Origin of the sequence: Limnohabitans sp. T6-5 (assembly GCF_003063315.1) — a bacterium.
Lineage (GTDB): Bacteria > Pseudomonadota > Gammaproteobacteria > Burkholderiales > Burkholderiaceae_C > Limnohabitans_A.
The window spans coordinates 1221657-1244033 of record NZ_NERV01000001.1 but is presented as its reverse complement, the minus strand read 5'-3'; the positions used below and the strand labels follow the sequence as shown (position 1 = coordinate 1244033).

Here is a 22377-nt window from a genome sequence, read left to right as displayed (position 1 = left end):
AGGGGGTCGATCATAGTGCACTGCAGCAACCATGCCAAGCTATTTAATTGGGGTCAGATCCCAATTAATTTACGGTTTTGACAATCCCATTTTTAATTGGGGACAGATTCAATCCACAGACTTTTTGAACGGCCGCCCCGCCTTGCCAGGCAAGAGCCGACGAGTGGTCGCTTGCTGTAGTTCGTTGACAAAACCGGGTGACCCCAAAGCCCAACCCGCCAGCGCACTGCGGGTCAATTGATCCTTCTTCGACAACTCCAGACCGGTCTGAACCAGCTCGGCATAAGCCGCTTCGCGCGCAAAAGGGGTGTTGCCCAAGCCCCAAAACAGGGCGTGCGGCGTCACCAATTTGTCGCTCACCAGCCCAATACAGTGCCTGTGGCTGGACCATTTGAAATCAGCCGCTTGTGCCACCATGCCTGCTCGCACAGGATTCAGATCAATGTAGACCATGCAGGCTAAAAGATAGCGCTCACTCTCAATGAGGTTGCTGCGGTAGCGCCCCTCCCACAGTGTGCCCGTGCGCTGATGCCGAAGATTGAAATAGCGCACATACGCCCGGCCAACCGCCTGCATCATCTGAGGCAGGCTCTCATCGGTTTCTGGGTTGAGCAGCAAATGGAAATGGTTGTCCATGATCACGTAGGCATGAATGGCCACCTTGAAAGTTTGCGCATGCTCTTGCCACAGTGCCAGCAAGCGCTCGCGATCCGCATCGTCGCGCACGATGGCCTGGCGGTCATTGCCGCGCTGAATGACGTGGTGGGGATAGCCTGAAACGGTCAGGCGGGGTTGGCGGGCCATGGTGACTCCCTTTGTGAGATTCGCAGTTTAATTGGGATCTGACCCCAATTAAATTGAGCCTCAAAGCACTACTCTTAAATGCAAAAATACGGGCCAGTTTGTCCACTGTTGCGCGAGGTCATGATGAGCCGTGTTTTCAAAGCATTGATTTTGTGCCTCTCGTTTTGGCTGTCCGCCAACTCGCAGGCCATGACACTGGAACGCGTGGGCAAGGACCTATTCGCTACGGGACCCACCGTCGATCATGACTTTGTGCAGTTCAAGGATGCACTTGCTCAAGGCGGCATTGAGCGGCTGATTTTGGTCAACGGGCCTGGGGGTGACCTCTGGACTGGTATGCAAGTGGCACGCATGGTCCGAGACGCCAAGATCACCACCTTGGCTTCGGGGGCCTGCATGTCGGCATGCTCGCTGATTTTCATGGCCGGACAAGTAAGAGCCTTTGGCACGGGAAGCTTGCCAAGAGTCACCATGGTCGGCATTCACGGCGCACACGACCGGGACTCCAAACGCGTCAATTCAACTTTTATGCCCCAGATGTTCGACTGGTACAAACAGCAAATGGGCGACAAATTTGAGGCCCAGGTCATCAACCAAGCGCTGAACGACATCCAAGAGGCTTCTGGATTTTTAAGAATCCGCGAACTCAAACGCACGCAAGAAAAAGACAGAACGCCCTGGTTCTGCCCAACCGGTCAAACGCCTTTCGATCAATGCCAACAACATACCGGCAAAGACGCCTTCAGTCTGGGTGTGGTGACGCAAACCGAGACCGTGCCGCTGCAATTGCCCGCCAGCATGAAAGTACAGCTGGGCTTTTTTGGCAAATCTCTGGGCGAGCCCATGGTGGACATGCATGACCGCGCCGGGGTACTGATTGAAGGACTTTGCAAAGGCCAATTGCTGTGCAAGACCATTGGACAACGCACTTTCAACAACTATCTGAGTGCCAATCACAACAAAGCCATGGCGATTGGCTGGGGCAAATCGGGTTATGGCGTGCGCTGGGGTGTGGATGACCCCGGACTGGCCATGCTGGGGGCGCTGTATCACTGCAACCACGCCAAAAACAACGCCAAACTTTGCCGTTTGGTGTCCGTCAACGAGCATGAGGTGCTGCCCCTTTACGACGAGGAGAGTGCCCAAGCCGCTGCCATGTTGGGCCAGTTGCCAACACCTTCTCTCGAACACCTTCAGGCAGAGCGCGATGAACCGGGTGCAAGCACCCCGTCCAAATTGCGTTGGGGTCAGGCGCTCACGGGCATGACCCCCAAATCACTGGATGGCATTCAACGCTGGGATACAGGAACATTGGCCCAAGCCTTGCGGCAAACCGATCGCCCGGTGGTCATTGATGCGGCCAGCTTTGGCCCGGTGATTCCCGGTGCACTGAGCTTCATCAACAGCGGCCTGGCTTTCGAGGATGACAAGTTGGAGCAGCCCTATGCCGAGCGCTTTGGCCAGATGCTGCGGGCAGCCGCCCCAGACCTGAACAAACCAGTGGTTTTTTACTGCAGCCACTCGGAAAGCTGGTTGTCCGTGAATGCGGCCATGCGTGCGCGCCAACTGGGCTACACCCAAGTCATTTGGTACCGAGGGGGCTTCAAGGCATGGACCCAAGCGGGCTTGCCCACCGTGGGTCGGGTGCCTGTTGCTGTGTTGTATTGAGCCCTCCCTGGGTGACTGCCAACTCGCGCTTGTGCGATTAAGCTTTGCGGATGGACAACTCAACACTCCGAATTGGCGCTGGTGCCGGTTATGCGGGCGACCGCATCCCGCCCGCACTTGAGCTGGCAGAAAAAGGCCAGCTGGACTATCTCGTGTTCGAGTGCCTGGCCGAGCGCACGATTGCCTTGGCACAACTTGAACGCTCCAAAGACCCGGCCGCAGGTTTCGACCCGCTGCTCCAGGCCCGTATGGAGGCGGTGTTGCCCGCCTGCATCCGCCAAGGCGTGCGCATCATCAGCAACATGGGCGCGGCCAACCCCTTGCAGGCCGGGCACGCGGTGCTGGCCATCGCGCGCGAACTCGGTCTGCCCCAGATCAAGGTGGCTGTGGTGCTGGGCGACGATGTGCTGACCACGCTGACGGCAAACCACCTGTCACTGCCCGTGCTCGAATCCAAGCAGACCCTGGCCGAACTGCAGCCGCAACTGATTTCGGCCAACGCCTACCTGGGCGCCGAGGCCTTACTGCCCGCTTTGCAGTCCGACGCACAGGTCATCATCACCGGCCGCGTGGCCGACCCGGCGCTGTTTTTGGCACCCTTGATGCACCACTTTGGCTGGGCGCTGGACGACTGGCCGCGCCTGGGCAAAGGCGTGCTGGTCGGCCATTTGCTCGAGTGCGCGGCGCAGATCACCGGGGGCTACTTTGCCGACCCGGGCTACAAGGATGTGCCCTACATGGCGCGTCTGGGCTTTCCGCTGGCCGAGGTCAGCGCATCGGGCGATGCCGTCATCACCAAGGTGGCGGGCTCGGGCGGTTGCGTCACGGTGGCCACCTGCACCGAACAACTGCTTTATGAAATCGAAAACCCCGCGCGCTACTTGCAGCCCGATGTGGTGGCCGACTTCTCGCAAGTGCAGCTGACGCAGATCGGCCCCGACCGCGTGCAGGTCACGGGCGGCAAGGGCAGCCCGCGCACCGACACGCTCAAAGTCACCGTGGGTTACCGCGATGGCTTCATCGGTGAGGGTCAAATTTCTTACGCAGGCCCGGGCGCACAAGCACGCGGACAACTCGCGCTCGATCTGGTGCGCGCGCGGCTGGCCGATGCTGGCTACAACGAATATCAAGGCCGCTATGACCTGATCGGCGTCAACGCCATTGCGGGCGGACCGATCACCCCCACAGAACCGGCCGAGGTCCGCGCCCGCGTGGCGCTGCGCGTGCCCACACAGCGCCAGGCCCAACACGTGGCGCACGAAGTCGAAGCGCTTTACCTCAACGGCCCGGCGGGCGGCGGCGGCGCCACACGCGCGGTGCGCGAAGTCATCGCCGCTGCGGCGGTGCTGATGCCCCGTGACGCGGTGCACACCAGCACCGTGCTGCTCAACGCCGAAGGACTCTGACATGCTGCTGCGCGACATCGCCCACACCCGCACCGGAGACAAAGGCAACCGCTCCACCCTGTCGGTGATTGCCTACGACAAAAAAGACTTTGCGCTGCTCGAAAAAACGCTGACGCCCGAGCGGGTTCAGCAGCACTACGCCGGCATCGTGCACGGCCAGGTCGAACGCTACAGCCTGCCCCAGCTGGGCGCGCTCAACTTCGTGATGCACCAGGCCTTGGGCGGTGGCGTGACCCGCTCGCTGGCCCTGGATGCCCACGGGAAATGCCTGAGTGCCAAACTGCTGAGCCTTGTGATTGAATAAGCCCCAACCTTTGAATCAGGAACCTCACATGAAAAAAATCCACCTCGCCGCCTTGCTGGCCACCACCCTGATGGCCACGGCCACCGCTCACGCCCAAAGCTACCCCAGCAAACCCATCAAGGCCATCGTGCCCTTTGCGGCCGGCAGCGCCACCGACCAGATTGGCCGTGCCTTCGTGCAAAAAATGTCCGAACAACTGGGCCAGCCCATCATCATCGAGAACAAGGCGGGCGTGAACGGCATGCTGGGTGCCGACGCGGTGGCCAAGTCCGCGCCCGATGGCTACACCCTCATGGTCGGCACCAACAGCACCAACGCCGCCCTCAAGAGCCTGATGAAAAAGCTGCCTTACGATCAAGACACCGCTTTTGCACCCATCGGCTACATGGGCTCGGTGCCCCTGATCGTCGCCGTTAACAACGACGTGCCCGTCAAGAACCTCAAGGAACTCGTTGCGGCCGCCAAAGCCAAGCCCACTCAGCTCACGTTTGCCAGCGCCAGCACATCGCAGCGCGTGTCCACTGAAGTGCTGATGAGCATGTCGGGCATCCAGATGACGCATGTGCCCTACAAGAGCGGCCCTGCCGCCATGACCGACCTGATCGGCGGCCAGGTGAACCTGTTCACGGCCGACTTTGCGGTCATGCTGCCCCAGGTCAAAGCGGGCAAGATCCGTGGCTTGGCCGTCACGTCCATGCAACGCTCCAAAGCCATCCCTGAGCTGCCCACCGTCAACGAAGCCCTGGGCCTGAAAGACTACGAACTGATCGCCTACTTTGCGATGTTCGCCCCGGCAGGCACCCCGGCCGATGTGATCGCCAAACTCAACAAAGCCCTGAACGCAGCAGCGGCTGACAAGGACATCATCGAGAAGTTCTCGGCGATTGGCTTTGAAACCAGCCCCGGCACACCCGAGGCGCTGGCCCAGCGCAACAAGGCCGAAACTGCCAAGTGGGCCAAAGCCATTCGCGACGCGAAGATCGAGGCGGAATAAGCCCCCCCCCGGCACGACGGTTGAGCATGGCTGCTCTGTTCCCCCCAAACTTGGCCCCCCTGGTGGAGCAAGTCGAGTCCCAGGTCTATGCACAGCCAGAACGCGCCATCGCAGCGGCGCGCGAATTGCTCAAACGGGTTCACAACGATGAGCAGCAGGCCTATGTGTACGAACAGCTGGGTTTTGCGCACCTGATCCTGGCCGAACACCGCCTGTCTTGCGTGTTCTACGAACAGGCCCTGGCCTTGCAGCCGCGCAACATGTACGTGCTGGCCAATCTGGCGCACGCGCTTTATGAACTGGGCGAACACCCGCGCGCCGTGGACATGGGGCGCGCAGCCCTGCACATCAAGGACGAAGAAGCCTGCCAACTGCCTGCCACGCGCAGCTTTGATGCCTTGCAAGCGCCCCATCACGGCCCCCTGAATCTGGTGTCTTTCAGCCTCTACGGCCAGCTGCCTCGCTACTGCGAAATGGCTGTGCTCAATGTGCTGGCTGCACGCGTGCATTTGCCCGATTTTGTCTGCCGTTTCTATCTGGACGACTCGGTGCCCCCCGCCCTGGTGCAGCGACTGATCAGCCTGGGCGCCCAATGCTTGCCCATGAACGCACAAGGCCAGCAGCTGCCCGCCACGTTCTGGCGTTTTTTGGCCCATGGACGACGCACAGGCCGATTGCGTTGTGGTGCGCGATGTGGACGCCCTCATCGATGCCCGAGAAGCGCAGGCCGTGCAGCAATGGCGCCAATCGGGTCAGGCGTTTCACATCATCCGCGACGACTGCTGCCACACCGAACTCATCCTGGCGGGGCTGCTGGGCATCCGCTCAGGCGTGCTGCGCGGCATCGCCAAAAGCATGGCCGACTTTGTGCAGACTCAAGGCGACGCGGCCTGGCGTCGCTACGCAGACCAACTGTTTTTGCGCCACCACGTCTGGCCTGCTGTGCGTGCCCACCATCTGGCCCACGATCGGATCTATGGCTTCGGTGATCGCGTGCAGCAGCTGGAACTCTTCGCCCCCAGAGGCACGCTCCCCCTCAATGCCTTCATCGGTGCCCACCACGCCACCTGTCGGGTCCAGTGCGAACTGGAACAAGCTTTAGCCCCCGGAGAATGCCTTTACCTGACCCTGAGTGACGCCACCGGCACCCTGGTTTTCCGCTACCCCATGCACCGCCTGAGTGCGCCCACCCCACAGCCAGACCACCGATCAGCCTGGGACATCCACCTGCCCCGCCTCTATGCTGAGCCCCTGCAAAGCGGCCGTTGGACACAGAACTTTTCAGTCATGGCCGAGGGGCTGGACAGCGTGGGCGCGGGCAGCATTGAGGCACAGGTGCTGGGAATGGGGCTTGATGCATGCACCAGCACCAGCACCAGCTCCCGATCACTTGATCCGGTCCCATGAGGTTTGATTTTTGGCACTGAAGGCACTGCGACTTGCTCAGGTTTTGTAGGCGCTTGCCCTGCATGCGTAAAGCCCGTGGCCCACAAGCGTCATATCGCCAGCAGGGCTGGCTCCTACCATGTGCAGCATTTTGAACACCGAACAGATAAGCGCGGCCTCACGCCTGGGCGATAACGCCTACCAAGGGATACCGCCCGCCCATCAAGCCCTCCACCCCAAACTCCTTGAGCAACGCCTGCAAGCGTTCGCCCGCTGAACGCTTTTTCTGGCCCGTGTACTTGGCCAAAATCAGCTCGTTCTTCATGCTGTGTTCCCAGCCGACCAACTCAGTCACCGTCACCGCGTAGCCTTGTGACTCCAGATACAGGCAGCGCAGCACGTTGGTCAGCTGGCTGCCCACTTCACGGGTGTGCAGAGGGTGGCGCCAGAGTTCAGCCAGGGGCGTGCGCTGCAGATTCAGCGCCTTGTTCTGGTTGAGCGCTCGGGCCAGCTCGGCCTGGCAGCAGGGCACCAGCACCATGTAGCGGGCTTTCTTTTGCAGACCAAAGGCGATGGCGTCGTCGGTCGCAGTGTCGCAGGCGTGCAGCGCGGTGACCACGTCGATTTGCGCGGGCAATTCGTCGCTTTGGGTAGATTCGGCCACGCTCACGTTCAGAAAACGCATGCGCTCAAAACCCAGCCGCTGGGCCAAAGCCTTGGACGACTCCACCAGCTCGCTTCGCGTCTCAATGCCGTAGATCGTGCCTTGACCCAGTGCCTTGAAAAACAGGTCGTAAATGATGAAGCCCAGATAAGACTTGCCCGCGCCATGGTCGGCCAGCGTGGGGCCGGTGTCGCTGGTTGGCAACTCCTTGAGCAGCTTTTCGATGAACTGGAACAGGTGGTAGACCTGCTTGAGCTTGCGGCGCGAGTCTTGGTTGAGCTTGCCTTCGCGGGTCAGAATGTGCAATTGCTTGAGCAACTCGATGGACTGGCCAGGGCGCACTTCGGGTGGGAGCGCGTCAAGGCTGGTGGTGGGGGTGTTTTTGGTGGAGCGTTTCATGAGGAGGTCAGTGTGCAGGCATGTCGGACTCTTCGAGTACCGACCTACAGGAGAGGTTTCAGAGATTCTCTGCGCGCCGGCGGAGGATTTGCAGTGTGCAGGTCGGTGGTCAAAGACCCCGACAGAGGAGGCAACACAACGTCAATGAGCACCCACATCCAAAGCTTTCCAGCCCTCAGCCCCCAGCTTGTCCAGGGTCTCGATGTTGGTCTCGTAAATCATCTCGGCTTCAGGGAAAGCCTCCACCGCCCGGTCGATGCTTTCCTCGCGCAGCAGGTGCAGCGTGGGGTAAGGCGAGCGGTTGGTGAAGTTGCTGATGTCGTCCGGCTCGGTGTCGGCGAACTGGAATTGCGGGTGGAAACTGGCCACCTGAAACACACCCTCCAAATCGAGCTCTTGCAGCACGGCATCGGCCTCGTCCAGAAAGTCGTTGAACTCCAGAAAATCCTGCAGCATGTGCGGCACGATCAGCAGCACGGTCTCGCGCTCTTCAGCGGGCAAGACGGCCAGCACTTGCAGTTGTTCGATCAGTTCATCACGCAGGCCTTCGAGGCCCTTGGCCTCGCTCACCACGTAATGGATCTGGCCCTTGACATGCGGGGCTTTGGCAAAGGGGCACAAGTTCAGGCCAATCACGGCGCGCTCAAGCCAGCGCACGGTGTCGGCAATTTCGGGGGTGTTCAGGTCGGTCATGGGCGAGATTGTGCCTGTTGGGCGGGCAGCTATTCAGACACCGTCGTCCACTAAAGAAGCCCCAAAGCCAGCTTGTTGGACCAAGCGGTCAAAGTCGCTTTCAAACAAACGGTCCTGCACGATGCGGTATTTCTCGAACTCGCTTTCGGCATGCGCCTTGGCAATTTCGGCGCTGACTTTGCCCGCGTCTTGCAGGACCTCGCGGTCGGTGGCGGCGATGAAACGGTTCAGGCGGGTCTCCCAATCCTGCATCGTCATGGGCATTTTGCGTTGGGCCATGTCTTCGGTCACATCCAGATAGGCGTTGACCAGGCGCGAGAGCTGCGCCATTTCCGACTCGCTCAGGTAGTTCTTGTCCACCACCACATCGAATTTCTGGATCTTGCCCAGCGGCGCATCCTTCCACGAGGTCAGCCCCATCTGGTCCCTGCTCGCATCTGCTCGGTTGTAAATGACCTCGGCCGCTGTTTGCCCATGGATGGCCCAATGCAGCTTGTTTTGCACCGTGGCAAAAAACCGCTGGGTGGCCTGCGCCGTCACGTCGTAGTCGATCGCCGTGGCGTAGATGTCGGTGACCTTCTGGTAAAACTTCCGTTCGGATAAGCGGATCTCACGGACGCGCTGAACCTGCTCTTCAAAATACTGCTCGGTCAGAATGGAGCCGCCCGCCTTGATGCGCTCATCGTCCATCACATAGGCTTTGATGGTGAACTCGTCGATGATGCCCGTGGCCCACTTGCGGAACTGCACCGCCCGCTCGGAATTGACTTTGTAGCCCACCGCGATGATGGCGGGCAGCATGTAATGCAAGGTGTTGTAGCTTTTGCCGTCGGCGGCAGTTATCCGGAATTTCCGGATAACTGAATCTTCCTGCAGCTCGCTGTCGGCAAAGATTGTTTTCAAATGCTCATTGACCGTGCGCACGTTCACGCCGTAGAGCTCGGCCATCATCTTTTGTGTGAGCCAGATGCTCTCGTCTGCATAAATCGCCTCTACGCCGCCCTGACCGCTGGCGGCGATGAAGGTCAGGTATTCGGCCGCTGAAGAGCGGACGATGGACACCTCTTTTGACTTGGACGGCTGCGGTGATTTACGTTGTGTCATGGTCTAAGCCTTTGAAATCTGGCTATCCGATTTCCCCATCCATTGCCGCCCCGCATGCGTCAGTCGGTATTTTTGCAAGCGGCTTTGGGGTTTGTCGGGCAGGGTTCTTTCAATCCAATGGGCCTCCAGCAGCGCATTGACTGCGCGGTTCAGTGCGCCAGTGACGGACTTGAGGCCCAATTGGCTTGAGAGTTCGGACTTGGATAAAGCGGCGTCGCGAAGAAGATGCAGGATTTTTTTCGATAACGACTCTGCCCCCGACTCTGCCCCCGACTCTGCCCCTGACTCTGCCCCTTCGGGGATAAGCGCCAGGGCTTCAGACGCCATCGGAAAACGCAGTTCAAAAAAGTGCTCGCTGATGTGCACGATGTGGCTGTCATAGGCGCTCAAGATGCGCCGCATGCCGGAGCCCAGGTGCTCGACCAGTTCCATGTCCCGGAACACCCGCATCAGTTCACGGTTGCGTGGCATGGATCGGCCGCTCAGGCATTCTTCCAGACTCAAACCACTCAACAGCCCACCATAGGATGTGATGCTGAGCCGGTCAGCATAAATCTCCACCAGCGGTGGCACCTCGGCCGTGTAGTCGTTGTGGATGATGGCGTTGATCAACGCTTCGCGCAGGGCGCGGGCGTTGAACAAGCGGCGCTGCTCGCGCTCTGCCGCGCCGGTAATGCGCGTCAGGGTGCGGTTTTCGATTTCGAGCTTGTCGAGCACACGGTGCGTGGCCTTGAGCAATGAGCAGTAGCCGTATTCCTGGTTTTCAATCAGGTCGCATTTGTCGGTGCCTGCATATTTGGCGACCTTGATGGAAATGCTGTTGGTATCCGCCAGCAAGTAGGCGGCGTAATTCAGGCGTTCGCTGTCCGGTACGTCAAGGTCAAGATTGTGCAAAAAGGTGTCGTTGATCTCGAAGCCTTGTGCTTTGCTCTCGCCATAGTGAATCTGACCCTTCACATGCGGTGCTTTGTCAAAGGGGCACGGGCTCAGACCGATCACAGCTCGCTCAAGCCCGCGCACGGTGTCGGCGATTTTGGGCAATGGCATATCAGTCATCCGGTGATTGTGCCGTGTCGAGAACTGTGGCTCTGTCGGTTGGGATGGCAAGCGACTGATCATTGAACCGTCACGCCGAAGTTTGAAATGGTTGCACGGTCACCCCGTAGGTCGGTGGCAATAGAGCCGACATTGCGAGCTTCGGCATAGGCTACTTGTCGGAGCTCAAGCGGCCGACCTACAAAACCTTTGATCATTGAATACTTAACAGGGCCGGATCCATAGGCCGCGCATCAGTGATTGAAACACCACCTGCTGATCCGATACCCTGGCTTAACTGGCGCGCATGTGTTGGCCATCAAACCTGACGTTTCAGCGCTTGACTCGCCCCCCAAGCCAGCCCAGCCCCCACCACGCAACACCCCACCGTGACGAGCGGCGTGAACTGCCAGCCGCCTGCACGCGCCGCCACCGCCGCCACCAAGGGCGGCCCGGCAAACTGGCCCAGGGCCGACAGCTGCTGTACCCAGCCCACGGTGGTGGCCACTTGCTGCTCGCCTGGGGCCAGCCGTACCGCCAGGCTGAACAAGGTGCCCGGCACCAAACCACCCACGCCAGAGAACAAGAGCACACCGGCAAAGCGCAACCAGGGCTGGGTTTCGGTGAAGGAAGCAAAGGCCAGCGTGCTGCCCACGGCCATCGCGCCAAAGCCCAGCCACAAGGTGGAGCGCGGCGCCCAGCCGCGTTGCAGCAGGCGGCCCGAGGCCATGTTGCCCACGATGTTGACGGCCGCAGCCATGGCGGTGAGCACGCCCAGCAGCGCGCCGCTCACGCCCGCAGCTGCGTAGATGGACGGCAGGAACCCCACCACCGCCAGCCACTGGCCCGAATACATGCCAAAAGTCAGCGCCACCAACCAGGGGCCGCGCGCGCTCAAGGTCAGGCGCAAACGGCTCCAAGCGCCCTGCCCTGCGCGGGCCACATCGACGGGGGGGTCTGCAGGCACAGCGCGGTACAGCCAAAGCGCCATCGCCAGCGAGACCGCCGAAAACAACCACCACCAGGCACCCCAGCCCCAGGCCGGAATGAACAGCGGCCCCAGCAACAAAGCCAGCGCGGTGCCCGTGGGCATGTAAGCGCCCCACACGCCCAACATGCCGGGCAGTTGCGCAGGCAGCACCAGGCGGCGGATCAAGGCAGGGGCAGGCAAAGCCACCAGCAAAAAGCCCAGACCTTCGATGGCACGCAACACGAGCAGCGCCGTGACCGAAGTGGCAAAGCCGCCCAGGCCACTGGCAAGCGCCAGCAGGCACAGACCGCGGACCATGCTGCGCTTGAGCCCCATGCCGTCGGCCAGCAGGCCCATGAACACCGCCAGGCTCAAGCCCGCCAGTTGCACGATGGACAAGAGAAACCCCGATTGCACCAGCGTGATGCCCAGCTCGGCTTGCAGCGCAGGCAAGGCCGGGGGCAGCTTGCCCACCTGCAAGGCGGCCACGCCGCCAGCCAAAACGACCACCCAGGCCGAGCGTTCAGCAGCCTTCATGCGAGCCGCCCTGTAGGTCGGCACTCGAAGAGTCCGACATGTGCTGGGCACACCACCAGCGCTGGTGCAAACCCCGCCGCACAAGCGACCAACGTCGGGGTCTTCGACCACCGACCTGCAAGAAGTTCCCCAATCCGGTTCACAGCAGCTTGCGCCCCGTCAGGCGTTCGTGTTCACGCAGGGCAAAGCGGTCGGTCATGCCTGCGATGTAATCGGCCACGGCGCGATGCAAGTCGGCGCCCGCTGCAAAGTCAGCGGGCATTTCTGCAGGGCGCGCCACATACGCCGCAAACAGCTCGCGCACAGCCTGCTGGGCTTGGCCGGTGGTTTGCATGACCTGCGGATGGCGGTACAGACTCGCAAACAAAAACTTCTTGAGTTCCGCCGTACGGGCTTTCATGTCGGCGCTGAAAGCCACCAAAGGCCCGGCCAGGCGGGCCTCGTCAGCAGACTGAACCCCTGCACGCGCCACCGCCTGGCGGGTGGTGTCGATCACGTCATACACCTGATCGCTCAGCATGCGGCGAATGGTTTCATACAGCAGTCGGCGCGGCTTTTCAGACAGGGCGGGGTGCTCGTTCAAGGTCTGCTGGTGGTAGTGGGCAAACAGCGCCACCTCCTGCAACTGCCCCATGCTGATCAGGCCCGAACGCACCCCATCATCAATGTCATGGGCGTTGTAGGCAATCGCGTCGGCCAGATTGCACAGCTGCGCCTCCAGACTCGGCTGGGTGCGGTCAATGAAACGCCGCCCCACCCCGCCCGGCTCGGCCCGCTCCAGATGCTCGGCATTGGCCCGCGAACAATGCTTGAGCACGCCCTCGCGGGTTTCAAAACTCAGGTTCAGGCCGTCAAACGCGGGGTAACGCTCTTCAAGCTGGTCCACCACGCGCAAGCTTTGCAAGTTGTGCTCAAAACCGCCGTGCGCTGCCATGCACTCGTTCAGCGCGTCTTGCCCGGCATGCCCAAAGGGCGTGTGGCCCAGGTCATGCGCCAGCGCCACGGCCTCGACCAAATCCTCATTGAGCCCCAACGCCCGCGCAATGGATCGGCCCAACTGCGCCACCTCCAATGAATGCGTCAGCCGCGTGCGGAACAAATCCCCCTCGTGGTTCAAAAACACCTGCGTCTTGTAAACCAGCCGCCGAAACGCCGTGGAATGCACGATGCGGTCCCGGTCGCGCTGGAAAGCGTTGCGCGTGGGCGCAGGCGGCTCGGCAAAGCGGCGGCCCCGGGTTTGGGCGGGGTCGCAGGCCAGGGCCAACAAGCTGCCTTGCCCTGACACGTTCACGGGCAAACCCGCCAGAGCCGATTCGGTCATGGGCCTCAACTACAACAGGCGTTGATCACGTCACGCACCATGTCATCGGGCGCGCCGCACACAACGGCCTGGCCGGGGCCGTCGATGATGACGAACTTGATGTCACCGGCTTCGGCTTTTTTATCGAGGCGCATGTGTTCGATGTAGTGCCCGGCGTTGTCGCTGGCGTCGATGATGGGGCCGCGCACAGGCAGGCCTGCGCGTTCGATCAAGGCCTTGAGCCGGGCCACAAAGGCGGCATCGACTTTGCCCAGGCGGTGCGACAGTTCGGCGGCCATGACCATGCCGCAGCCCACGGCTTCGCCGTGCAGCCAGGTGCCAAAGCCCAAACCCGCCTCGATGGCGTGGCCGAAGGTGTGGCCAAAGTTGAGGATGGCGCGCAGGCCCGCTTCGCGTTCGTCTTGCCCGACCACCCAGGCCTTGATTTCGCAGCTGCGCTTGACGGCATGCGCCAGGGCTGTCGGGTCTTGCGCCATGAGCGCTTCGATGTGGGCCTCGATCCAGTCGAAGAAGGCCATGTCGGCAATCGGGCCGTATTTGATGACTTCGGCCAGGCCTGCGCTCAGCTCACGCGTGGGCAAGGTGGCCAGGGTGTTCAGGTCGCAGACCACGCGCACTGGCTGGTAGAAGGCGCCGATCATGTTTTTGCCCAGCGGGTGGTTGATGGCGGTTTTGCCGCCGACCGACGAGTCGACCTGGGACAGCAGCGTGGTGGGTACTTGCACAAAGGGCACGCCGCGCATGTAGCTGGCGGCAGCAAAGCCGGTCATGTCACCGATCACGCCGCCACCCAGCGCAAACAGCACGGTCTTGCGGTCGCAGCCTTGGCCCAGCAGGGCGTCAAAAATCAGGTTCAGGGTTTGCCAGTCTTTGTGCGCCTCGCCGTCGGGCAGGACCACGGTGTGGATTTGTTTGTAATGCGGGGCAATGGCGCTGCGCAAAGCGGCTTCGTAGAGCGGCGCGATGGTGTCGTTGGTCACGATCATGGCCGTCTGCGCCTTGGGCAGGCCAGCCCAGGTATCGGGGCGGCTCAGCAGGCCCTGGCCAATCTGGATGTGGTAACTGCGGTCGTCCAGCGAGATGGCGACCTGTTCAATGGAAATGGAGTGCTCGGACATAGGCCGTAAGTGTAGGGCTTTGAGGGGCTTGGGCATGATCCCGGATAGGCGGGGATTTTGTCGGGGTCTTCGACCGCCGACCTACAAATGCAGCACTGTCGCGCGCACATGGGGGCTGTCTTGTAGGTCGGTACTCCAAGAGTCCGACGTTGTACGTTCGACGTAGGCTCATGTCGGGGTCTTCGACCGCCGACCTACGAATGCAGCACTGTCGCGCGCACATGGGGACTGTCTTGTAGGTCGGTACTCCAAGAGTCCGACGTTGTGCCTTCGGTGTAGGCCCATGTCGGGGTCTTCGACCGCCGACCTACAAATGCAGCACTGTCGCGCACAGATGGGGACTGTCTTGTAGGTCGGTACTCCAAGAGTCCGACGTTGTGCCTTCGGTGTAGGCCCATGTCGGGGTCTTCGACCACCGACCTACGAATGCAGCACTGTCGCGCGCACATGGGGAATGTCTTGTAGGTCGGTACTCCAAGAGTCCGACGTTGTGCCTTCGGTGTAGGCCCATGTCGGGGTCTTCGACCGCCGACCTACAAATGCAGCACTGTCGAGCGCGCACATGGGGACTGTCTTGTAGGTCGGTACTCGAAGAGTCCGATGTTGTGCCTTCGGTGTAGGCTCATGTCGGGGTCTACGACCGCCGACCTACAAATGCAGCACTGTCGCGCGAATGGGGTGCTCGGCCATAGGCCGTAGGTCGGCAGCTGGGTGGGCGCTTAGGAAGACTTGGCGGGCAGGTGGCCAGCCAGTTCCAGTTGCATGGTGATCATGTTGACCAGGGTGGGCACGGAGGGGCGGCCGGTTTCGATCACGTAGTGGGCGGCCTCTCGGTAGAGGAGGTCGCGGGATTCGTACAGCGCTCGCAGGCGGGCCATGGGGTCGTCCACTTGCAGCAGGGGCCGGGCCGTGTCGTGGCGCACGCGGCGGTAGACGTCTTCGGGGGTGGAACGCAGATAAATGACGTGGCCGCGTTCGTGCAGGTGTTGGCGATTGACCTCGCGCAAAACGGAGCCGCCGCCGGTGGCAATGACGCCTTGCTGGGTTTGGGTCAGGTCGTCGAGCACTTGCTGCTCCACATCGCGAAAGCTGTCTTCGCCTTCGCGGGCAAAGTATTCCCGGATAGAGCAGCCCAAACGCTCTTCAATCACATGGTCGGAATCCACAAAAGGCACGCCCAAGCGGCGCGCCAATTGCCTGCCGATGGTGGTTTTGCCTGAGCCCGGAAGGCCCACGAAGATGATGCTCAAGGAAGTCTCACACGAAGTAGTCTGCACGCGCCGCAACAAAGGGCGTGCCGTTCAGAGTGTGCAAGTGTATTCGACCCGCGGCTGCCCTTACGGCGGCAAGCTGGCGGGTGCGTCGGCCACCACCCGGGGGGTCAAAAAGATCAGCAGTTCACTTTTGCGCTGGGTCTGGTCGCGGTTTTTGAAGAGCCAGCCCAGGCCCGGCACATCGCCCAGCCCCGGCACCTTGGCTTCGTCGTTGCGGCGGGTTTCTTCAAAAATGCCGCCCAGCACGGCGGTGCCGCCGTCTTCCACGCGCACCTGGGTTTTGACGTGTTTGGTGTTGATGGCGTAGCCCGCCCCAGTGAGCTGCCCCACGCTATCCCGGTTCACATCCACATCGAGCACGACCGAGCCATCGGGGGTGATCTGGGGCGTGACTTCGAGTTTGAGGTTGGCTTTGCGAAACGAGATGGCGGTCACGCCAATGCCTGCCGAGCTTTGATAGGGCAATTCGGTGCCTTGCTCGATCAGGGCCTTGGTCTGGTCTGCCGTCACCACGCGGGGGCGCGAGACCACTTTACCCAGGCCAGCGGCTTCGAGGGCCGAGAGTTCGACGTTGATGAACCGGTCGGCTGCAGCGTTGAACAGCGAAACGGCAAAGGTGGCGGGGGTGTTGACCGTTTGGCCCGCGCTGCCAGCAGGCAAATTCACCTGGTTGCCGTTGGCCACACCCGCCGCCGCGGGCTGGTTGGTGGCCCCCATGCTGAGGGTTTGGCTGTTGCCCTGCACTTTCAGGGGAACGGCCAGGCCCGCCCCCAGGCGCACACCCAGCGATTGGCCAAACTGGTCGTCGGCTTCGACGATGCGCGCCTCGATCAGGATTTGGCGCACCGGCACATCAAGCAGCGCGATCATGTGCTGGATGTCGGCCAGCCGGGCGGGTAAATCGGAGATGAACAGCTGGTTGGTGCGCGGCTCGGCCAACACGGTGCCACGCGGGCTGAGCCAGCGCCCGCCTCCCGCCCCAGCGGTGGCGCCACCGGCCCCCCCAGCGCCAGGGGCTGCACCCCCGCCTTGCAAGCGCTGCGCCACCTCACTGGCACGGGCGTATTGCAGGCGCAGTGACCAAAAGCTCAAGGGGCTGACGGCGTCCAGGGCGGCCTGGGCGTCGCGCTGCTTTTTCTCGCGCAGCGCCCATTCGCCTTGCGGCGCCACCCACAAAACGCGCCCTTCCTGGCGCGAGCTCAGCCCCTTGGATTGCAGCACGATGTCCAGCGCCTGCTGCCAAGGCACCTCGTTCAAACGCACCGTGACAGGGCCACTGACGTTGTCGGTCAGCACCAGGTTGAGCCCGGAAAACTCGGCAAACACTTGCAGCAAGGCGCGCAACTCGATGTTCTGAAAATTCAGGCTGATCGGCCGGTTGTCGGGCGCGGGGGCGGAGGCAGGCCACTCCACCGGAAAAGCCGTGGCCCCAGGCACCGGGGTGGGCGGGTTTTGCGCCGCTGCACACAGCGCCCCAATGCAGCCCAAGGCCGTCCAGCAGGTCCTAGCCAACAGGTTTGTCATCATCGCCCCCCTTGCCACTGAAGCACATGCACCGGCCCGTGCGCGGGGCGCAGCGTCACCCCTTCGCTCGTGATGGTCACCACCCGGTGCCCCTCTTGCGTGACGCGTTGACCCGCTTGCACCCGTGCCCAATGCGGCCCAGCCACCAGAACGGCGTGCCGATCTGCCCCTTGCTGCCAGACACCGGCCAGGCGCAGGCGTGCCAAGGGCCAGTGTGTTGGGTCGTCGCTCAAGCTGTCTGGCTCTGGCTGTGCCGCATTGGCCGGCACCCGCGTCAGCCCGGCGGGCGTCACCGGCAAGGCGGCCGAGCCGGGCGGCGCAAACAGCTGCGAGGCCTGCACAGCAGGCGCCTGGCGCAGCACCTGCTTGGCCTGGCCGCTGGATGCGTCTTGCCCTGGCCACGATTGCCAAGTGCTGTCGCCTGGGCGCATCCACACGCGCAGCACGGCATCAATTTGCACCTCTGACGCTTCAGGCAACGCCACGATGCTCAGGTTGTCTACAGACCAGACAGGGCCCGCATCCGCGAAGGCCGCCCAGGCCTGAACCCAGCGTTCAAAAGGCGCGATCAAGCGCAACGCCACGGCTTGACTGGGCACAGGCGACACCTTGTCGGCCAGGGGGGCTGCGCGGCCCGGCAGCTTGCGCGGCAGCTCACTGACCAAGGGGCGCAAAGCCAGCACGCGCAGGCCGTGCTGGCTCAGGGTCTGCTGCAAGTCCTGCCAAATGCGGCCTGACTGCGCCTGTCCGGGCAAGCGGGCCAGCACGTCTCGCTGCTCCAGCTCTGCATCCTGTGCTTTCAAGGGGGCTGGCGGCGGCAATGCGGCGAGCTGTTGCCGCGTACCCTTCAGCGCTTGATCGGCCTGGGCATAGGCGTCTGTAACGTCCGAATGCCCCCACACGACCGCGCACGCCCCCAACAACGCACTGCCCAAACCCCAGGCCCAGCGGCGCAACCAGCGAGCCCCCTTGTTTTGCAGTTGCGACCACGCCGCCCCACGGGCATGGTGGTCAAGCATCCAGACGTCCGCCCATTGACCGAGGTTCATCGCGCCCCCTTGGACTGCGCGGCGCCCACCGCGTCTGTGGGTGGCTGAGCAGCTGTCCAGGCGGCCTGCCAGACAAAGGACACCGGCGTCGCAGGAGAGGCTTGAGAGGGTCGCGCAGTCGCGGCATCGCCTTGGGTGTCGACGGCCGCCCAACTGGCCAAGTGCACCGGCTGCCCCGACTGATCGGCCAGGTGCTGGCGTGACGCGGTCATGGCCGCCACGCTGGGGGCATTACCTTGCAACTCCAGCTTGTCGCCTTGCGCTTGCAGCCGCTCCAGCCGCAAGTTGCCGCGTTGCGCCTCGGCCAGCAGGGCCTCGTGCCAGACCACCCAGCTGTGTTGGTGTTGCGCGATCTGGCTCAATTGCTGGCGTTGTAAGCCTTGCGTTTGCGCCTGCATGCGTTGCGCCTGTAGCACTTTCAAACGTTGATTGCGCTCGTTCAGTGTGCGTTGCAGCTGCACTTGCTCGGCTTGCAGTTCCTCGGTTTTGGCAGCTTGCCATTGCAACAGGACCCAGGCCGCTGCGCAGCCCACGACCATCCCCAAGCTGCCTGTCCACCCACGGTGGCGCCGCCTTTGCTGCTGCGCCAAAGTGGGGTAATGCAGCAAATTGAATGCGGTGCTCATGACCAGGCCTTCAATGCCAGGCCTGCGGCCACCAAACATGGCCCCACAGGCGAGGCCATGGCTTGCAGCAAGGCCGCATCGGTGGGCGCCACGGTGCGTGTGGTGGCGGGGTCTGTAGACAAACGAAATTGCCAGTCTTGAGTGGGCTGCGTCAACATGCTGTGCAAACCGCCTTGCAATGCCGCTGCCGCACGGCGAGCGGCATGCAGCTCGGGCTCCACCGTGACCAGACGCCAGCCCGCCGCACGCGTGCAGGTTTTAAATTCGGCAATGTGTGTTTTGGCACACCCGACCCACTGCACGCGTCGCACCAGCGCCCCAGACGCTGGCTCGGGTTGAAAATCAAAATTGACCTCATCGGGCTCGAGCCCCAAGGCCTGAGAGGCCTCCAATTGCACTTCAGCTTGCCATTCGTCTTCTGACAATTGCGCCGGGAATTCAATCTGACCCGAAGCCAGCCCCGTCAATGGCAATGCCATGCTCAGACGTTGCCCCGCGCCATTTTGGGCTGCGCCAATTTGTCGCAGGGCATGGCTGAGCCAACGCAAGTCCTCGCCGTGGTCGCGAGTCGGGGGCTGCAGGGCCTGGGTGGTCTGAACTTTGGCCAAGAGTTCACTTTGCCGCTGTAAGCCCACCAAAGACCATGCCTGCCCCTGCGGCGCCAAACCCCAACCCCAGCGCATGGGCCGTGCACTGATGCGCTGCCACCACCGAACCAAGCCTTTCATGCCGAAACTCCCTGAAGGAGGCCTTGTCTGGCCTTGTGAGAAAGGTTTTGTAACATGAATCCTGTGAGGCAACAACTTTTTTGAATACAAAAGAAGTCTTTTTAAATTTCAATGCCGCCATGGAGTGAGGTGGGATTTTTATAATGGCGGGCACCTTGCATCCTGCCAGGTGCCCCCACCCTTCCCCCATCTATGCCATCCAAAGACACCCCCTCTTCTGAAAAGCAGCGCCCCGGTGACGTTGCCAGTCCATCTCGGGTGCCATCCTGGCTGGTCAAATTGGCCCTCTGGGCCATGGGCATCATGGCAGCGGGGCTGGCCTCGATCCTGTTGGTGGTGGGTGTGGCCATGGTGGTGGCTTATCCCAACTTGCCCGACATCTCGGACTTGGCCGACTACAAACCCAAACTGCCGCTGCGCATCTACACCGCCGATGGCGTGTTGATGGGTGAATTTGGCGAAGAGCGCCGCAACCTCACCCCCATCAAGGACATCCCCCAGGTCATGAAAAACGCGGTGCTGTCCATCGAAGACAACCGTTTTTACCAGCACGGAGGCCTGGACTATATTGGTCTGTTGCGCGCCGGTTTGGCCAACATCGGGCGAGCCAAAAGCCAGGGGGCATCGACCATCACCATGCAGGTGGCACGCAATGTCTACCTGTCATCCGAGAAAACCTTCACACGCAAAATTTATGAAATTTTGCTGACCTACAAGCTCGAACACCTGCTGACCAAGGACCAGATTCTGGAGGTCTACATGAACCAGATTTATCTGGGCAATCGGGCCTATGGTTTTGCCTCAGCGGCAGAAACCTACTTTGGCAAGCCGCTCAAAGACATCAGCATCGCTGAAGCCGCCATGCTGGCCGGTCTGCCCAAGGCCCCCTCGGCCTACAACCCGATCAGCAACCCCAAACGCGCACGTTCGCGCCAGCTCTACATCATCGAGCGCATGGAGGACAGCAAATACATCACCGCAGAACAGGCCAAGGCCGCCAAAGCCGAGCCGCTGAATCTGCGCACCTCGGGCGACAAGCGCACCCTGCACGCTGAATACGTGGCCGAAACCGTGCGCCAGATGGTATTTGCCCAGTACGGCCAGGACACCTACACCCGGGGTCTGAACGTCTACACCACGGTGCAATCCACCGAGCAGATGGCGGCCTACAAAGCCCTGCGCCAGGGCATCATGGATTTCGAAAGTCGCCAAATTTACCGTGGCCCGGAAAAGTTTGTCGATCTGCCGACGGACCCCAAAAAGATGGAAGAAGCCATCGACGATGCGCTGGACGACCACCCCGACAACGGTGATGTGATGTCGGCCGTGGTGCTCGAAGCCTCGCCCCGCAAAGTGGTGGTGGTGCGTCAAAACGGCGAGCAGATCAGCATCACCGGCGATGGCCTCAAGCCTGCGCAATCGGGTTTATCCGAAAAAGCACCTCCGGCCAAACAGCTGCGCAAAGGCGCGGTGATCCGCATCACCCAGACCCCCAAAGGGCTGTGGATGATCACGCAACTGCCCGAAGTGGAAGGCGCCTTTGTGGCCATCACCCCTCAAACTGGCGCCATCCGCGCTCTGGTGGGTGGCTTTGACTACGCCAAAAACAAGTTCAACCACGTCACGCAAGCATGGCGCCAGCCGGGCTCGAGCTTCAAGCCCTTCATTTATTCGGCAGCCCTCGAAAAAGGCTTCACGCCTGCCACGGTGGTCAACGATGCTCCCTTGTTTTTCGATGCAGGCGTGACGGGCGGCCAACCCTGGGAACCCAAAAACTACGACGGCACCTTCGATGGCCCCATGACGCTGCGCCGGGGTCTCGCCAAGTCGAAAAACATGATCTCGATTCGCGTGCTGCAAGCGGTCGGCGCACGCAATGCGCAAGAGTGGATCACCCGCTTCGGTTTTGACGAAGACAAACACCCCGCCTACCTGACCATGGCCTTGGGTGCAGGCTCGGTCACGCCCATGCAAATGGCCACGGCTTACTCGGTGTTTGCCAACGGCGGTTACCGCATGCAGCCACACCTGATCACCCGCATCAGCGACTTCAAAGACCGCGTATTGGTGGACAGCCCGCTGCCCACGCAAATGACCGAAGAGCAGCACACCCTGCCCGAGCGCAACGCCTTTGTGATGAGCAGCCTGCTGCAAGAGGTCACCCGATCAGGCACCGCAGCGCGCGCGCAAGCCATGCTGCGCAGGCCCGACATTTACGGCAAAACCGGCACCACCAACGATTCGATGGACGCCTGGTTTGCAGGCTACCAACCACACCTGGCGGCAGTGGTCTGGATGGGCTACGACACCCCGCGCAAACTGGGTGACCGCGAAACCGGTGGCGGCTTGAGCCTGCCCGTGTGGATCAGCTTCATGGAAACAGCGCTGCGCGGCACGCCGGTATCCGAGCCGCCCGTGCCCGAAGGCGTGGTCAATGTGAACGGCGACTGGATGTTTGAAGAGTTCGCCAAAGGCGGCGGCATCAGCACCTTGGGCACAGGCAATGAAGGCACCGCCAAAGCCCCGGCCCCTGCGCCGCCCAACGAAGAGAAAAGCAAGATCCTCGATCTGTTCCGGCACTGAGTCGTGGCCGAAACCACCGACCTGCGAGGCGCAGTTGGGTTCCGTAGGTCGGCACTCGCAGAGTCCGACATTGTTGAATGGGGCTGCGGGCTTCTGACTGGCGACAGGGCCTGCCCAGCCGCTGTCGGGGTCTTCGACCACCGACCTACAAGACGGCATTGGTTTGCGCAGGTCGGCACTCACAGAGTCC

At 61.7% G+C, this 22377-nt stretch carries 19 protein-coding genes; 6 read left to right on the top strand and 13 right to left on the bottom strand.

Going from position 1 to position 22377, the window contains the following annotated elements; genetic code table 11:
* Positions 1-108: 108 nt before the first annotated feature.
* Positions 109-804 carry a transposase gene (locus B9Z51_RS05295; RefSeq protein ID WP_108372395.1) on the bottom strand — a complete coding sequence of 232 codons (696 nt, stop codon included), beginning with the start codon at positions 802-804 and terminating at the stop codon, positions 109-111.
* Between the two features lie 123 nt (positions 805-927).
* Between B9Z51_RS05295 and B9Z51_RS18515 the strand changes: the two genes are divergently transcribed.
* The 5 genes from B9Z51_RS18515 (at position 928) to B9Z51_RS05270 (ending at position 6583) form a co-directional block, all read left to right on the top strand.
* Entirely contained in the window at positions 928-2472 is a 1545-nt protein-coding gene (locus tag B9Z51_RS18515) for a rhodanese-like domain-containing protein (RefSeq protein WP_199227454.1), read from the top strand.
* Between the two features lie 50 nt (positions 2473-2522).
* Entirely contained in the window at positions 2523-3878 is a 1356-nt protein-coding gene (locus B9Z51_RS05285; protein ID WP_108372393.1) for an acyclic terpene utilization AtuA family protein, read from the top strand.
* 1 nt (position 3879) lies between these two features.
* Positions 3880-4182, top strand: coding sequence for a hypothetical protein (locus B9Z51_RS05280; protein ID WP_108372391.1), 303 nt, complete (start codon positions 3880-3882; stop codon positions 4180-4182).
* Between the two features lie 28 nt (positions 4183-4210).
* Complete coding sequence (locus B9Z51_RS05275) at positions 4211-5176, top strand: tripartite tricarboxylate transporter substrate binding protein (RefSeq protein ID WP_108372390.1); 966 nt, start codon at positions 4211-4213, stop codon at positions 5174-5176.
* A 654-nt stretch (positions 5177-5830) separates the two neighbouring features.
* Positions 5831-6583 (top strand): hypothetical protein, encoded by a 753-nt coding sequence (locus B9Z51_RS05270; protein WP_108372388.1) that lies wholly within the window; start codon positions 5831-5833, stop codon positions 6581-6583.
* A 157-nt stretch (positions 6584-6740) separates the two neighbouring features.
* Here B9Z51_RS05270 and B9Z51_RS05265 read toward each other — a convergent pair whose 3' ends face one another.
* From B9Z51_RS05265 to pilM, 12 genes are all read right to left on the bottom strand, one after another.
* Positions 6741-7625, bottom strand: a complete 885-nt coding sequence (locus B9Z51_RS05265; RefSeq protein WP_108372386.1) for an SAM-dependent methyltransferase — start codon at positions 7623-7625, stop codon at positions 6741-6743.
* A 141-nt stretch (positions 7626-7766) separates the two neighbouring features.
* On the bottom strand, positions 7767-8318 hold the full coding sequence (locus tag B9Z51_RS05260; RefSeq protein ID WP_108372384.1) for a DUF1415 domain-containing protein: 552 nt from the start codon (positions 8316-8318) through the stop codon (positions 7767-7769).
* 33 nt (positions 8319-8351) lie between these two features.
* Complete coding sequence (locus tag B9Z51_RS05255) at positions 8352-9422, bottom strand: virulence RhuM family protein (protein WP_108372382.1); 1071 nt, start codon at positions 9420-9422, stop codon at positions 8352-8354.
* 3 nt (positions 9423-9425) lie between these two features.
* The gene (locus B9Z51_RS19075; protein ID WP_199227453.1) at positions 9426-10478 is read right to left on the bottom strand and encodes an ATP-binding protein; all 1053 of its coding nucleotides are present in this window, start codon (positions 10476-10478) and stop codon (positions 9426-9428) included.
* A gap of 298 nt (positions 10479-10776) precedes the next feature.
* On the bottom strand, positions 10777-11964 hold the full coding sequence (locus B9Z51_RS05245; RefSeq protein ID WP_108372378.1) for a CynX/NimT family MFS transporter: 1188 nt from the start codon (positions 11962-11964) through the stop codon (positions 10777-10779).
* A 139-nt stretch (positions 11965-12103) separates the two neighbouring features.
* The gene (locus B9Z51_RS05240; protein ID WP_108372376.1) at positions 12104-13285 is read right to left on the bottom strand and encodes a deoxyguanosinetriphosphate triphosphohydrolase; all 1182 of its coding nucleotides are present in this window, start codon (positions 13283-13285) and stop codon (positions 12104-12106) included.
* Positions 13286-13290: 5 nt separating this feature from the next.
* Complete coding sequence (aroB, locus tag B9Z51_RS05235) at positions 13291-14403, bottom strand: 3-dehydroquinate synthase (RefSeq protein WP_108372374.1); 1113 nt, start codon at positions 14401-14403, stop codon at positions 13291-13293.
* A gap of 719 nt (positions 14404-15122) precedes the next feature.
* A complete protein-coding gene (locus B9Z51_RS05230; RefSeq protein WP_108372372.1) occupies positions 15123-15653 on the bottom strand; it encodes a shikimate kinase in 531 nt (176 codons plus the stop codon).
* Between the two features lie 87 nt (positions 15654-15740).
* Complete coding sequence (locus B9Z51_RS05225) at positions 15741-17201, bottom strand: type IV pilus secretin PilQ (protein WP_233254827.1); 1461 nt, start codon at positions 17199-17201, stop codon at positions 15741-15743.
* Positions 17201-18250: a hypothetical protein gene (locus B9Z51_RS05220; protein ID WP_146187686.1), complete on the bottom strand. Its 1050-nt coding sequence runs from the start codon at positions 18248-18250 to the stop codon at positions 17201-17203. Before B9Z51_RS05220 ends, B9Z51_RS05225 begins: the two co-directional genes overlap by 1 nt.
* Positions 18247-18876 (bottom strand): hypothetical protein, encoded by a 630-nt coding sequence (locus B9Z51_RS05215; protein WP_146187685.1) that lies wholly within the window; start codon positions 18874-18876, stop codon positions 18247-18249. Before B9Z51_RS05215 ends, B9Z51_RS05220 begins: the two co-directional genes overlap by 4 nt.
* Positions 18873-19604 (bottom strand): pilus assembly protein PilM, encoded by a 732-nt coding sequence (gene pilM / locus B9Z51_RS05210; protein WP_108372364.1) that lies wholly within the window; start codon positions 19602-19604, stop codon positions 18873-18875. Before pilM ends, B9Z51_RS05215 begins: the two co-directional genes overlap by 4 nt.
* A 192-nt stretch (positions 19605-19796) precedes the next feature.
* Between pilM and B9Z51_RS05205 the strand changes: the two genes are divergently transcribed.
* A complete protein-coding gene (locus B9Z51_RS05205; protein WP_108372362.1) occupies positions 19797-22187 on the top strand; it encodes a penicillin-binding protein 1A in 2391 nt (796 codons plus the stop codon).
* The last annotated feature ends 190 nt before the right edge of the window (positions 22188-22377 follow it).

Coding starts and splice junctions, on each gene's coding strand:
- B9Z51_RS05295 (WP_108372395.1), bottom strand. CDS start 804: ATGGCCCGCCAACCCCGCCTGACCGTTTCAGGCTATCCCCACCACGTC.
- B9Z51_RS18515 (WP_199227454.1), top strand. CDS start 928: ATGAGCCGTGTTTTCAAAGCATTGATTTTGTGCCTCTCGTTTTGGCTG.
- B9Z51_RS05285 (WP_108372393.1), top strand. CDS start 2,523: ATGGACAACTCAACACTCCGAATTGGCGCTGGTGCCGGTTATGCGGGC.
- B9Z51_RS05280 (WP_108372391.1), top strand. CDS start 3,880: ATGCTGCTGCGCGACATCGCCCACACCCGCACCGGAGACAAAGGCAAC.
- B9Z51_RS05275 (WP_108372390.1), top strand. CDS start 4,211: ATGAAAAAAATCCACCTCGCCGCCTTGCTGGCCACCACCCTGATGGCC.
- B9Z51_RS05270 (WP_108372388.1), top strand. CDS start 5,831: ATGGACGACGCACAGGCCGATTGCGTTGTGGTGCGCGATGTGGACGCC.
- B9Z51_RS05265 (WP_108372386.1), bottom strand. CDS start 7,625: ATGAAACGCTCCACCAAAAACACCCCCACCACCAGCCTTGACGCGCTC.
- B9Z51_RS05260 (WP_108372384.1), bottom strand. CDS start 8,318: ATGACCGACCTGAACACCCCCGAAATTGCCGACACCGTGCGCTGGCTT.
- B9Z51_RS05255 (WP_108372382.1), bottom strand. CDS start 9,422: ATGACACAACGTAAATCACCGCAGCCGTCCAAGTCAAAAGAGGTGTCC.
- B9Z51_RS19075 (WP_199227453.1), bottom strand. CDS start 10,478: ATGACTGATATGCCATTGCCCAAAATCGCCGACACCGTGCGCGGGCTT.
- B9Z51_RS05245 (WP_108372378.1), bottom strand. CDS start 11,964: ATGAAGGCTGCTGAACGCTCGGCCTGGGTGGTCGTTTTGGCTGGCGGC.
- B9Z51_RS05240 (WP_108372376.1), bottom strand. CDS start 13,285: ATGACCGAATCGGCTCTGGCGGGTTTGCCCGTGAACGTGTCAGGGCAA.
- aroB (WP_108372374.1), bottom strand. CDS start 14,403: ATGTCCGAGCACTCCATTTCCATTGAACAGGTCGCCATCTCGCTGGAC.
- B9Z51_RS05225 (WP_233254827.1), bottom strand. CDS start 17,201: ATGACAAACCTGTTGGCTAGGACCTGCTGGACGGCCTTGGGCTGCATT.
- B9Z51_RS05220 (WP_146187686.1), bottom strand. CDS start 18,250: ATGAACCTCGGTCAATGGGCGGACGTCTGGATGCTTGACCACCATGCC.
- B9Z51_RS05215 (WP_146187685.1), bottom strand. CDS start 18,876: ATGAGCACCGCATTCAATTTGCTGCATTACCCCACTTTGGCGCAGCAG.
- pilM (WP_108372364.1), bottom strand. CDS start 19,604: ATGAAAGGCTTGGTTCGGTGGTGGCAGCGCATCAGTGCACGGCCCATG.
- B9Z51_RS05205 (WP_108372362.1), top strand. CDS start 19,797: ATGCCATCCAAAGACACCCCCTCTTCTGAAAAGCAGCGCCCCGGTGAC.